The organism is Pseudomonas sp. SB113, assembly GCF_040754745.1.
Lineage (GTDB): Bacteria > Pseudomonadota > Gammaproteobacteria > Pseudomonadales > Pseudomonadaceae > Aquipseudomonas > Aquipseudomonas grimontii.
On sequence record NZ_JBFMHW010000012.1, the window covers coordinates 1 to 11,981 of the forward strand.

The 11,981-nt window shown below is 60.4% G+C and carries 11 protein-coding genes; 6 read left to right on the forward strand and 5 right to left on the reverse strand.

Translation table 11 applies throughout. The features are described from left to right. Positions 1–215 precede the first annotated feature (215 nt). From AB1462_RS16900 to AB1462_RS16910, 3 genes are read left to right on the forward strand one after another with little or no spacing between them, the layout of a single operon-like run. Positions 216–875, forward strand: coding sequence for a paraquat-inducible protein A (locus AB1462_RS16900; RefSeq protein WP_259192636.1), 660 nt, complete (start codon positions 216–218; stop codon positions 873–875). Beyond that, the gene (locus AB1462_RS16905; protein ID WP_090409749.1) at positions 862–1,485 is read left to right on the forward strand and encodes a paraquat-inducible protein A; all 624 of its coding nucleotides are present in this window, start codon (positions 862–864) and stop codon (positions 1,483–1,485) included. Before AB1462_RS16900 ends, AB1462_RS16905 begins: the two co-directional genes overlap by 14 nt. Beyond that, positions 1,478–3,781 carry an MlaD family protein gene (locus AB1462_RS16910; protein ID WP_367247400.1) on the forward strand — a complete coding sequence of 768 codons (2,304 nt, stop codon included), beginning with the start codon at positions 1,478–1,480 and terminating at the stop codon, positions 3,779–3,781. The genes AB1462_RS16905 and AB1462_RS16910 overlap by 8 nt, the downstream gene beginning before the upstream one ends. A gap of 149 nt (positions 3,782–3,930) precedes the next feature. Here the strand turns inward: AB1462_RS16910 and mksF are convergent, their stop codons facing one another. From mksF to mksB, 3 genes are read right to left on the reverse strand one after another with little or no spacing between them, the layout of a single operon-like run. Then, positions 3,931–6,771, reverse strand: a complete 2,841-nt coding sequence (gene mksF, locus AB1462_RS16915) for an Mks condensin complex protein MksF (RefSeq protein ID WP_090409745.1) — start codon at positions 6,769–6,771, stop codon at positions 3,931–3,933. Further along, entirely contained in the window at positions 6,768–7,475 is a 708-nt protein-coding gene (mksE, locus tag AB1462_RS16920; RefSeq protein WP_090409743.1) for an Mks condensin complex protein MksE, read from the reverse strand. The genes mksF and mksE overlap by 4 nt, the downstream gene beginning before the upstream one ends. After that, positions 7,465–8,742 carry an Mks condensin complex protein MksB gene (gene mksB / locus AB1462_RS16925; protein WP_090409742.1) on the reverse strand — a complete coding sequence of 426 codons (1,278 nt, stop codon included), beginning with the start codon at positions 8,740–8,742 and terminating at the stop codon, positions 7,465–7,467. The genes mksE and mksB overlap by 11 nt, the downstream gene beginning before the upstream one ends. A 187-nt stretch (positions 8,743–8,929) precedes the next feature. On the opposite strand from mksB, the gene AB1462_RS16930 reads away from it, so the two are divergent. Continuing rightward, positions 8,930–9,673, forward strand: coding sequence for an energy transducer TonB (locus tag AB1462_RS16930; protein ID WP_367247501.1), 744 nt, complete (start codon positions 8,930–8,932; stop codon positions 9,671–9,673). After that, on the forward strand, positions 9,666–10,118 hold the full coding sequence (gene rimI, locus AB1462_RS16935) for a ribosomal protein S18-alanine N-acetyltransferase (protein WP_032886035.1): 453 nt from the start codon (positions 9,666–9,668) through the stop codon (positions 10,116–10,118). The genes AB1462_RS16930 and rimI overlap by 8 nt, the downstream gene beginning before the upstream one ends. A 57-nt stretch (positions 10,119–10,175) precedes the next feature. Here rimI and AB1462_RS16940 read toward each other — a convergent pair whose 3' ends face one another. Beyond that, positions 10,176–10,580, reverse strand: coding sequence for a serine kinase/phosphatase (locus AB1462_RS16940; RefSeq protein WP_090409738.1), 405 nt, complete (start codon positions 10,578–10,580; stop codon positions 10,176–10,178). Positions 10,581–10,731: 151 nt separating this feature from the next. Between AB1462_RS16940 and can the strand changes: the two genes are divergently transcribed. Further along, positions 10,732–11,376, forward strand: coding sequence for a carbonate dehydratase (gene can, locus AB1462_RS16945; protein ID WP_003188288.1), 645 nt, complete (start codon positions 10,732–10,734; stop codon positions 11,374–11,376). On the opposite strand, the gene AB1462_RS16950 is transcribed toward can, so the two are convergent. Continuing rightward, complete coding sequence (locus tag AB1462_RS16950) at positions 11,373–11,897, reverse strand: SET domain-containing protein-lysine N-methyltransferase (RefSeq protein WP_259192632.1); 525 nt, start codon at positions 11,895–11,897, stop codon at positions 11,373–11,375. The genes can and AB1462_RS16950 overlap by 4 nt on opposite strands. Between the last annotated feature and the right edge of the window lie 84 nt (positions 11,898–11,981).

Sequence of the window (11,981 nt, forward strand, 5' to 3'; positions counted from 1 at the left end):
GAAACGATGCATCGCCGATGGTAGTGTGGGGTTTCCCCATGTGAGAGTAGGTCATCGTCAAGATTAAATTCCGAAACCCCATTTGCGAAAGCAGGTGGGGTTTTGTTTTGCTCGGTCGAAAAGTGCAGAAAGATGCACGACAAATTTGCACAGTTATTTCTGAACCAGACCACTAGAATAGGCACCTAACCTTTTTTAGAGTCAGAGCCCTATCTATGCCGGATCCGGTTGATGCCCTTGAGGTGTCGGATTTATCACTGGACAACCTCGTGGCATGCCATGAGTGCGACTTGCTGATGCGCAAACCCGTGCTCGCCCTCGGTGAAAAAGCCCAATGCCCGCGTTGCGGTTATGAGCTGTACGCTCACCGCCATAATGTTGTGGAGCGCAGCCTCGCCCTGGTATTCGCCGCGCTGTTGCTGTACATCCCCGCGAACTTTCTGCCCATCATGCAGCTCAATCTACTCGGGCAGTCCTCAGAAGACACCGTGTGGAGTGGCGTAGTCGGCCTGTTCGATACTGGTATGCAAGGTGTCGCCGCCGTGGTGTTCCTGTGCAGCATGGGTATTCCGCTGCTTAAGTTGCTTTGCCAACTGGCGGTGCTGCTCAGTATTCGTTGGAAGATCGGCCGTAGTTACGGCCTGCTGCTGTACCGCATCTACCACCATATGAAAGATTGGGGAATGTTGGAGGTCTACTTGATGGGCGTACTGGTGGCGATCGTGAAACTCGCCGACATGGCCTCAATCACGATTGGCCTGGGTCTGGTCTGCTTCGTCAGTCTACTAATGGTTCAGGTTCTGCTTGAGGTGGTGATGTCGCCGCACCAGATCTGGCAAGCGCTGTCAGGAGAGGATGAGCATGCGGGCGATTGATGCAGGCATTCTGATTTGTACCGAATGTCACGAGTTGAACAGGCAGGAAGCCGATACCGATGAGCAGATCTGCACCCGTTGCGGTGCGCTGATCCATGCCCGTCGTCCCAATAGCCTCGCACGTACCTGGGCTTTGCTGATCACCGCAGCGATTTTATATATCCCTGCCAATCTGTTGCCGATCATGACCATTAACTCCCTCGGCCAGGGGGATCCCAGCACCATCATGGCAGGCGTGATCCAACTGGTGCAGCACGGTATGTTTCCCATCGCCGCCGTGGTATTTATCGCCAGCATCCTGGTGCCGACATTCAAGCTGGTAGGCATCGGCCTGCTACTTTTTTCGGTGCAGCGCCACCAACCGCTTTCCGCGCAACAACGCATTGTGATGTACCGCTTTATTGAATTCATTGGACGCTGGTCCATGTTGGATATCTTCGTGATCGCCATACTGGTGGCGGTCGTAAACTTTGGACGGCTTGCCAGTGTCGAGGCCAACCTTGGCGCTGCGGCGTTCGCCAGTGTGGTTATTTTGACGATGCTTGCCGCTGTAACTTTTGATCCCCGACTGATTTGGGATAACACGGAGTCGGACGACGACCATGAGTGATTTGCCAAAAGCTAAAACCCGCCCGGCCTCCAACTGGTCGGCCATTTGGGTGTTGCCCCTGATTGCCCTGATCATCGGGGGTTGGTTGGGGTGGCGTGCCTATTCCCAGCAGGGTATTGAGATCCAGGTGCGCTTTGAAAGCGGCGAAGGCATCCAGGCCAACAAAACCGAAGTGGTCTACAAAGGCATGTCCGTGGGTAAGGTCAAGACTCTTGCTCTTGACGACGAAGGCAATAATCGCGGGGTGATTGCCACCATCGAGATGAACAAGGATGTCGAGCAATACCTCAAGACCAACACTCGCTTCTGGCTGGTCAAGCCCAGTGTCAGCCTTGCCGGTATCACCGGCCTGGAAACCTTGGTCTCGGGTAACTACATCGCCGCCAGCCCAGGTGACGGTGAGCCCACACGCAAATTCAAGGCACTCTCCGAAGAGCCGCCTTTGTCCGACGCCAAGCCAGGCCTGCACCTGACCATCAAGGCTGACCGCCTCGGTTCGCTCAATCGCGGCAGCCCGGTGTTCTACAAGCAGATACAGGTCGGCCAGGTCAAAAGCTACTTGCTCTCCGAGGACCAGAGTACCGTTGAGATTAAGGTCTACATCGAGCCGACCTACGCCAACCTCGTACGCAAACACACCCGTTTCTGGAACGCCAGCGGCATCAGCATCGATGCCAATCTGTCTGGAGTGAAGGTGCGCAGCGAATCCCTCTCCAGTATCGTCGCCGGCGGCATTGCCTTCGCCACGCCGGAGAATCGCAAGGACAGCCCGCCGACCGATCCGAGCCTGCCCTTCCGCCTGTACGAAGATTTCGACGCTGCCGCTGCCGGTATCAAGGCCAAGGTCAAGCTCACTGACTTCGAAGGCCTGCAGGCTGGGCGTACACCGGTGATGTACAAAGGCATTCAGGTTGGCAGCCTGAAAACCTTGAAGATCGACCCGGACCTGTCCAGCGCCAACGCCGAGTTGACCCTCGACCCACTGGCCGAAGACTACCTGGTTCAGGACACTCAGTTCTGGGTCGTCAAACCTTCTATCTCGCTGGCCGGTATTACCGGCCTGGAAGCTCTGGTCAAAGGTAATTACATCGCCATTCGCCCTGGTGACAAAGGCAGCGCCCCGCAACGCGAATTCGTCGCCCGTGCCAAGGCGCCGCCGCTGGACCTGCGTTCCCCTGGCCTGCACATGGTCTTATTTACCGACAACCTCGGCTCCCTGGATGTCGGCAGCCCGATCCTCTACAAGCAGGTCAAGGTCGGTTCGGTGCAGAGCTACCAGTTCTCGCGCAAGAACAAGCAACTGGTGATCGGCGTTCATATCGAGAAGGAATACGAAAACCTGGTTAACGGCTCGACGCGCTTCTGGAATGCCAGCGGCGTCACCCTGACCGGCGGCCTCACCGGTGGTATCCAGGTGAAGAGTGAATCCCTGGCCAGCCTGATGGCCGGCGGTATTGCCTTCGAAACGCCGCAGCCGAACGTACCGCTGAAAAAGCGCATCCCACGTTTCCGCTTGTTTGCCGACCGTGAGGCTGCCAATCAGCATGGCACCCTGGTGACCATCAAGGTCGACCGTGCTGATGGTATGCGTCCAGGCACACCGGTACGTTTCAAAGGCCTGGATGTGGGCAAGATCGAGAGTGTAGACCTCAGTGCCGATATGCAATCGGTGTTGCTCAGCGCGCGTATTACCCAAGTAGCGGACCGCATCGCGCGCGTCGGCAGCCAGTTCTGGGTGGTCAAGCCAGAGCTCGGGCTGATGAAAACCTCCAACCTGGAAACCCTGGTCACCGGGCAATACATCGAGGTGCAGCCGGCCGCTAAAAATGCCGGCCCGCAGAAGAGTTTCGTCGCGCTGGACCAGCCCCCTGAAGCTGTCCGTCAAGAAGCGGGCCTGAGCCTGACACTCAGCGCCGCACGCCGTGGCTCGTTGAAGGAAGGTGTACCGGTGACCTACCGTGAAGTCACCGTGGGCAAGGTTACCGGCTACGAGTTAGGCCAGACCGCTGACCGCGTGCTGATCCACATCCTGATCGAACCCAAATACGCGCCACTGGTACACAGTGGCAGCCGCTTCTGGAACACCAGCGGTTTCGGCCTCGACTTCGGCTTGTTCAAGGGCGCGACGGTGCGTACCGAGTCCCTGGAGACGCTGGTGGCCGGCGGTATCGCATTTGCCACGCCAGATGGCGAGCGTATGGGGAACACCGCGCGGCCGCAGCAAACCTTCCCGCTGTTCGACAAATTCGAAGAAGAATGGCTGACCTGGGCGCCTAAAATCCCACTCGGTAAATAGACCGAGGCCCACATTTTAAATGTGTTCACAAATCCAATGTGGGAGGGGGCTTGCCCCCGATAGGGCCGTCAAAAACACCGCAAAACCCTAGCCCAAAAAAAGGCCGCGATCCATCCGATCGCGGCCTTTTTACATTTCAGCGCAAAGCGTCAGACCTCATCCAACTCCGGCTCATCCGCCTGCACATTCACCGTTGCCTTCACCACATCGTGGCGGCGGATGTACTTCCAGTCCGCCTCATCGATGTAGATCCCGTTCGGCCCGCTGCCGCCTTCCAGGTCGATTGCCACCTGGGCAGACACCTGCGGCTTCACACTCGCCAGGATCGGCACGAAGCCCAGTTGCAAGCTGGTTTCCAGCAGCGCTGCCTGGTTCTTCTCATCGATATCCGCCGCCTCGTCGAGGTAGTACGGCAGACGCACGCGGCCGGCCTGGTCGCGGTCCATCAAGTGCAGCAACAAGTACATGTTGGTCAGCGCCTTGATGGTCATGGTGGTGCCGTTGGACGCCGCACCGTCGATGTCGGTGTGGATCACCGGCTGACCGTGCACCTTGGTGATCTCGAAAGCCAGCTCGAACAGATCCTTGAGGCCCAACTGGTTATGGTTGGCGGCCACCAGGCGGGCCAGGTATTCCTTGGCCTCTTCGTTCTTGTTGTCCTGCTCGGCACTTTGGCTGAGATCGAACACCGACAGGGTTTCGCCTTCTTCGTACTGGCCAGCACTGTGGATGATCTGGTCGATATGCTTGAGGGCTTCCTTGTTCGGCGCGAGCACGATGCGGAAGCTCTGCAGGTTGGACACCTGACGCTTGTTGATCTCGCGGTTGAACAGCGCCAACTGGTGTTCCAGGCTGTCGTAGTCGCTGCGGATATTGCGCAGGGTCCGCGCAATGTCAGTGACCGCCGCACGGCGTGCCTTGCCCAGTGTCAGTGCCTCATCAGTACGGTGCGCATAGGCGTTGATCAACAATTGCAGGCGACGCTCTACGTCATCCTCGCTGTCGAACTTGGCCACGCCCTTGAGGCGCACCTGAGCGTACAGTGCCTCGATCTGGCCATCGGCACGCAGCAAGCCCTGCCAGCTGTCCTGATAGTCATTGAGCAGCGGCAGCAGGTTGTCCATGGAGTCATCGACCGGGTCCATGAACGGCGTGCCGAATGGCAGGTCCGCCGGCAACAGTTGGCGACGGCGCAAGGCGTCATCCAACGTGCGTTGCTTGGCTTCCATATCGCCGATCTGCCGGCCTACCAGTTGCAGCTTGGCGGACAGTTGCTGGACGCGTTCGGTAAAGGCGTCACTGGAACGCTTCAACTCATCCTGGGCTGCTTCCATCTGCGCCAGGTTTTCCAGTTTTTCGCCTTCCTCTGCACTCAGGGTTTGCGCGCGGCGGAAGTCTTCCAGAGCCTTTTGCGCGTCGAGCACCTGCTGGTACAGCGCTTCGGTCTGGGTCTTGCTCGCAGCGCGGTCAGAGGCCACGGCTTGCTGGGTTTTCAGTTGCTTGAGTTCTTTTTCCAGGCGCTCTTTCTGGTCGCGCAATGCCGCGCGATCCGCCAGGGCCTGCAACGCCGGTGGTTCGATGTGCGAGATGTCGATGGACAGCCCCGGCACTTCAAAGCGCTCGCCCTTGAAGCCATCCAGGATCTGCTCCAGGGATTTGACCCACTGGCCGTCCTCGTCCAGCGTGATGCCGTGCTCACCCAGCGGCAGGCTGAACAACGAGCTGTTGAACAGGCGCATCAGGCGCTCGACATCCTGCTGCGAAAACTCTTCGCGCAGCTTGGCGTAGCTGTTGTTATCCGCGTGATCAAGCTGCTGCTTGACCGACTTCAAGCGTTTTTCCAGGTCGCGCAGACGCTCGTCCAAATCCTCGGCGCTGAACTGCCGCGACTGCGCCAGGGCGCCCGCCAGTTCATCGTGAGCGTCCTTGGCCGCCAGCAGTTGCTGCTCCAGCACCTTGACGTCATCCACCAGGGCAAAGCGATGCTTGAGCACCGACAGCTCGCCCAGCCAACGCTGGATACCGCTGATTTCACGCTCCAGGCGCATCAACTCCTGGGTGCCGCCACGCTGGTCGTTCTGCAGCGCGTCCTGCTCGTTGCGGTAGTGCTCGGCCTGGATGGTCAGCTCTTCCTTGCGCGCACTGGCGTAGTCCGACCAAGTGCCCAGCAGCGAGTCCAGCAGCGGCGACAGGCGATGCAGTTTGCCGCGCAGGGCGTCGCGCTGCCGAACGCCATTGGCCAAGGCTTCGACCAGCGGGCCGGCAGCGACCAGGGAGTTATAGTCCTGCTCCATGCGTCGCACATCGCGGAAGGCTTCTTCGCACGCGGCGATGTAATCGACGCTGCCAGAACGCAGGCTGTGTTCGAACGCATCGAGGAACAGCTGCTTGAGCTTGGCAGCGGTGATTTCGCGCATGTGCAACAGGTTGATAAACAGCGCGCGGAAGGTCTTCAGGCTCTGTTCGCTGGTGGAGCGCAGCGGGATCAGGGTCAGGTCCAGCGGGATCGACGTGTGACCGCCCACCAGCAAACGCCGCAGTTCATCCGGCTTGAGTTCGTAGGCTTTCAGGCCCTCACGCTCAAGGTTGGTGAACAGCTCTTTCTGGCGCAGGCAGGTGTCGTTTTTCTGGTAATGGGCCAGGTCCAGCTTGCCGGCATAGGCAAAGAACTGGTGACCAAAACCGCCGCCCGGACCGCGCCCGACCACGCCGATTACGTGCGGGCCGTGGGGCAGGGAGACTTCCACCAGGATGTAGCTGGTGTCGGTGGCAAAGTAGAAGCGCCGCGATTGCTCCAGGGTGTACTTGCCGAAACTCATGTCCGACATGCGCGCGAGGATCGGGAACTGCAAGGCGTTGATCGACGCGGATTTACCCAGGTTGTTGGCGCCGTACACCGACAGCGGTTCTTCCAGCGGGAACAAACCCAGGCTGTAACCGGCGGTGTTCAATAGCGCGAAGCGGCGGATGCCGTAGCGTTCCTTACTCATGCGTCGGTCTCCTGTTCTTCGGCAATGGCGCGGGCCAGGGCGTCTTCTTCGCTTTCTTGCGCGAAGTCACTCAAGTCCAGTGGGTCATCGGTCTTCAGCAATTTTTCATCGCTGTCTTCGTCGATGATCACTGGCGCAGGCAACGGCAACACGCTGTGCACGCTGGCGGCGAGGTCACGGTCCTGCTGCACCGACAGGCACACGTCGAGGAAGCGGTGCATCGGTGGCAGGAAGCGATAGATGCCGTTGTCTTCGCTGGCAAAACCCAGTTGGGTCATGCGGCGCATGATTTTTTCTTCGAGTTCTTCCTGGGTCTGTACTTCGGCCTGGATAAACAGGTCGCGATACTTTTCCAGCAGGGACGGCAGTTCATCACGGCCGAGGCTGCCTCCGTCGAGCACGGCGATCGGGTCGCGGCCCTGGTCGGCCAGGTGCTCGACAATGATGAAGGTGAACAGCGCCAGGCGCTGGGCGGTCTTGTTGACCTGGGCGCTGGCAATCGCGGAGTCCGGCACGAAGTAGTAGAAGCCACGGGTATCGCACACCAGCTCAAAGCCCAGGGCCTTGAACAGCGTGCGGTACTGGTCCTGGAAGTTCGACAGCTGTGCGTACAACTCGGGGTCGCGGCGGCTGACGTGGTAACCCTTGAACAGCTCGCGAAAGATCGGCGCCAGCTGGGACAGTTCGGATAGATCAAGATGCATAAGGTGTACTCGCAGGATGCTCGGCGGCGTCGGTGCCGGCCGGGAGCAGGGCGAATGAGCGCAGGCTGACCTGGTGCTCGTGTGTGTGGTAGTCGCGGCGTTCCAGGCGCTCGCGCTTGAAGCGTTTTTCGCGCGAGAGCCGCGAGAACCAGTACAGCAATTCGTCGGTGGCACCGTCCGGCTCCTGCTCCAGCAGCCAGGTCATCAGGTCCGGCATCGGCAGTGCGTCTTCGCAGCGCTCGAGCATTTCCTTGACCGTACGCGGCGCGCGCTGGGCTTCGCCCTTGTGGGATTTGTGCGCCTTGGGGAACCGTGCCGGTTTCGGCTCGAAGTTCGCCAGCGCATACACATAGGCCTCGACCTGGCTGGCACTGCCCAGGAAGGTGCTTTGCGGCCGGGTAAACATCGGCATCGCCGCCTGCGGCACCGCGTCCAGGCCTTTACGGCGGATGGCCGAGAGCGCCAGCGCCGCGCCGCGGGTCACGGCATTGTGCCGACGCGCTTCTTCGCGCAGCGGCAACAGCAGTTCGCGGGCATGACGCAACGTCAGTTGGGCGCTGGTCTGCATTTCGAGGATGCGCGCGTGGGTGCGCAGCAGCATGTCATCGTCCACCAGGTGGCCGAGACGCTGTTGCTCGGTGAGCATGCGCAACAGTACGTTTTCCACCTTGCGCACGCCTTGTTCGAAGGCGCCGTCGGCGTTCACCAGTTGGATCATTGGTTCGACGTACTCGTCCCAGGTCGCCAGGACTTCGGCGTAACGCTGGCGCAACGGGATCTGCCGGTCGCTGGTCTTGGCGCGGTCGGCCACGGCCGCGAGGGCCTGTTCGTCGTTGGCGAGTTTTTTCAGTACGTCGCGTACGCGCATATCGAGCAGGCGCAGCTGGCGGGCCAGGTCGTGGCCATCACGGATGTCGAAGGCGTCCTGGATATAACCGGCGAGGCGCTCCAGATGGCGCAGGTAGGCCTCGATTTCCAGGCACAGGCCAAGCCGGTGCTCCTTGCGAAGATAAGCCAGGAAGTCGTGGATCTGCGCGTTGAGCTCGAAACGGTTGGGGCTCTTGGCGACAGGCACCAGGATGTCCAGGCGAATCCACACGTCCAGCAGGCTGGTGATGTCCTGGGGCGTGCTGTCCAGTTGTTGGGCGGCCAGTTGTGTGCGCAGCTCGCTCAGGCTCAGGGTGCCTTGGTCGAAGTGTTCGCACAGTGGCTCAAGTAAGGCCCAGTGTTCGGCGAGGGCGCGCAGGACGCGCTTGGGTTCGATCATGGGAATGGCCGGCTGGTTGGCGATTAAAAGTCGCGATTGTACTGCATCAGGCGCGGGATTTATCCACAGCCGGTCAGTGCACAGTGGGCGATTGTTACCGAACAGCGGTAGAATCCCCGCTCTTTACTTATCCACAAGTGGCCGAGCTGTGCTTATCGAGTCCCGACGTCGCGCTTACTTGACCGCCATGCAGGTGGTCAACTGGCTGCCCCGCACCGAACTGCCGTTCGCCGCCCCGTCGCGGCCCGAGCTGTTAGAGGCGCTTGAGCCCTATGAGGCGTTCGAGACCTCGGGCGAGGAGGCCGCCGTCCCGGTGGTGGTGGCCAAGCCAGTGCCGCAGGCGCGCCCGGCGGTCGAACGGGCCAAGATCGAAGTGCCACGCCCCTCGCCCATGGCCAAGCCGGTGGTGGCCGAAGAGGCCGCCCCGGTGGTCAAGGCGCCGGTGGTGCCGCCACCGCGTTTCGCCCTGCAGCTGCTGCGGGCCGGGCGCTGCCTGCTGCTGGTGGAATTGCCCACCGGCGAGCGTTTCCAGACCCGCGACCCCGCCTACATGCTGCTCAAGGACATGTTGCGCGCCGCCGGCCTGCCCGACAGCCCGCAAATCGTTGGCGACCCGGTACGTTGGCCGTTGCTGGTGCGCGGCACCATGGACCAGGGCCCGGAAGCGGCGCGGGATTTTGTGCAAGGCTTCGTGTCGGCACGCCTGGAGGACGAACCCTGCGTGTGCCTGTGGCTGATCGGGCTGCCCGCCGTGCGGTTTGCCGGTGAGGCGAATGCAGAATCCTGGTACCGCGAACTGCAGGTCGAAGGCCTGGGTTCGGTATGGGCCCTGCCGGGCCTGGAATTATTAATGGAAGAGCCACAGCGTAAGGCTGATGTCTGGCAAGCCATGCGCCGGCTGATGGCGCGCTGGAAAACAACCGATGAGTGAGGCTTTATCCTTCCGCCCGATGACCGAGGCCGACCTCGACGCCGTGCTGAAAATCGAATACGCGGCGTTCAGCCACCCCTGGACCCGCGGGATCTTTCTCGATGGGCTGGGCAAGTACCAGATCTGGCTGATGTTCGAAGGCGAGCAGCAGGTCGGCCACGGCGTGGTGCAGATCATCCTGGATGAAGCGCATTTGCTGAACATCACCGTCAAGCCGGAAAACCAGGGCCGTGGCCTGGGTTTGGCGCTGTTGGAGCACCTGATGTCCCGCGCCTATGCCGCCAAGGCTCGCGAATGCTTCCTGGAAGTGCGCGACAGCAACACCGGCGCGTTCCGTTTGTATGAGCGCTATGGCTTCAACGAGATTGGGCGTCGTCGGGACTACTACCCGGCTGTCGGCGGGCGCGAAGATGCGGTCGTCATGGCCTGCACACTGGTCGATTAAGCACTGAAATCCATGTGGGAGGGGGCAAGCCCCCTCCCACATTTTTACCGTGTTGCATCAGCGGTTTCCGTCTACAGGGTCAATGTCGGCCAACTCGGCCTCATCCAAGCCATTCCCGCCGCCAATCTCATCTTCATCCACAATGCTCAGGTCATAATCCGCCGCATTATCCTCACCTTCCTCCCGAGCATCCCGCGCACCATCTTCATGGATCAGCGTTTCCGGGCTCATATCATCATCAGTCGATTCATGATCATCGGTCGAAGCCCCGGTCATTCCGGCCTCACGCACCCGTTCGTCGGGCATCAGGTGCTCGCGCTCGTGAAGGGGGATCTCGTTGCCGATCTCAGCCGTCGGCTCTTCTTCGTCAAAATCCAGCTCCCGCATCGAGCCCATGCGGTCTTCGTTGTCGTCAATCGGTTCGGGCTGTGTAGCGCCGTAGGGACGTCGTGATTCAGTCATGGCCAATCCTCATACTGTGGGGCTTATAGTGTGTGGACAGGCATGGCCCACCAAGATTCAAGTAATTGCCCGCCGGCTATCTTTATGATCGGCGTGACCCGGACGGGCGGTCGTCTGTCAAAGCTGCGCATCATTCCTGAGGCTTTCCCTGATGAACGAACTACAAGACCTGCTTGATAACAACGAACGCTGGGCGGATGCGATCAAACAGGAAGATCCCGAATTCTTCGCCAAGCTCGCCCGCCAGCAGACCCCTGAATACCTGTGGATCGGTTGTTCCGACGCCCGCGTACCGGCCAACGAGATCGTCGGCATGCTGCCCGGTGATTTGTTCGTACACCGTAACGTCGCCAACGTGGTGCTGCACACCGACCTCAATTGCCTGTCGGTGATCCAGTACGCGGTCGATGTGCTCAAGGTCAAACATATCCTCGTCACCGGCCACTATGGCTGCGGCGGCGTGCGTGCCTCGATGCAGGACCGCCAGTTCGGCCTGATCGACGGCTGGCTGCGCACCATCCGCGATCTCTACTATGAAAACCGTGACGTGCTGGCCCAATTGCCGACTGAAGAGGAACGGGTGGACCGCATGTGCGAGCTGAACGTGATCCAGCAGGTGGCCAACGTCGGCCACACCAGCATTGTGCAAAACGCCTGGCACCGTGGGCAGAGCCTGTCGATCCATGGCTGCATCTACGGCATCAAGGATGGCCGCTGGAAGAGCTTGAACACCACCATCAGTGGCTTCGAGCAGTTGCCGCCACAGTATCGCCTGCGCCCGTTGGGCGAAGCTTAAGGTCGCTTGCGCATCCGCCAACGGGTCATGAACGCCTGTCCTTCGGCGTTCAACGGCTCCTGGCTGCCGGTGATCCAGCCTCGGCAGTTCAGCTCGCCGCAGTGGCAAGCGAACTGCCGGAACAACGCGTCCTCGGTACTCGCGTAGTCCAGGGTCAACGGGGCGCCTGCGGGGATGGGCTGCACGGTCCAGAGCTCCAGGTAGGTGGTGTCGAAAAACACATTGGGGTTGCAGGAGTGCCGCATCAGGCCGCAGAACCAAGAGTCGTAGAGGTGGATGCGAGGTGACAGTTGCAACGTGTGCGGACGTCGCTCGCTCACGGCGTAACCGGAGACCTTGGCGATGCGCAGGCGGCTATCAAAGGCTGTGCGAGCCTGGACACCGGCCTCGGTGCCATCGGTGGCTTGTACGACCTGGAAGTGCTCGGACGAGGGGTAGCCGTCTTTGATGAGCAGCGGCTTGAATGGGTACAGGCAGCCAGACACAGTGGTTTTAGCCTTATCCATGGCTTGAGTCTTCATAACTCTCCTTGGTGGGGCTGCCTCGACCTGCGGATGGAGTCTGACTGCCAGTCTTGCAGCGGATGGGCCCGCCTCAAGACTCGC

Coding starts and splice junctions, on each gene's coding strand:
- AB1462_RS16900 (WP_259192636.1), top strand. CDS start 216: ATGCCGGATCCGGTTGATGCCCTTGAGGTGTCGGATTTATCACTGGAC.
- AB1462_RS16905 (WP_090409749.1), top strand. CDS start 862: ATGCGGGCGATTGATGCAGGCATTCTGATTTGTACCGAATGTCACGAG.
- AB1462_RS16910 (WP_367247400.1), top strand. CDS start 1,478: ATGAGTGATTTGCCAAAAGCTAAAACCCGCCCGGCCTCCAACTGGTCG.
- mksF (WP_090409745.1), bottom strand. CDS start 6,771: ATGAGTAAGGAACGCTACGGCATCCGCCGCTTCGCGCTATTGAACACC.
- mksE (WP_090409743.1), bottom strand. CDS start 7,475: ATGCATCTTGATCTATCCGAACTGTCCCAGCTGGCGCCGATCTTTCGC.
- mksB (WP_090409742.1), bottom strand. CDS start 8,742: ATGATCGAACCCAAGCGCGTCCTGCGCGCCCTCGCCGAACACTGGGCC.
- AB1462_RS16930 (WP_367247501.1), top strand. CDS start 8,930: ATGCAGGTGGTCAACTGGCTGCCCCGCACCGAACTGCCGTTCGCCGCC.
- rimI (WP_032886035.1), top strand. CDS start 9,666: ATGAGTGAGGCTTTATCCTTCCGCCCGATGACCGAGGCCGACCTCGAC.
- AB1462_RS16940 (WP_090409738.1), bottom strand. CDS start 10,580: ATGACTGAATCACGACGTCCCTACGGCGCTACACAGCCCGAACCGATT.
- can (WP_003188288.1), top strand. CDS start 10,732: ATGAACGAACTACAAGACCTGCTTGATAACAACGAACGCTGGGCGGAT.
- AB1462_RS16950 (WP_259192632.1), bottom strand. CDS start 11,897: ATGAAGACTCAAGCCATGGATAAGGCTAAAACCACTGTGTCTGGCTGC.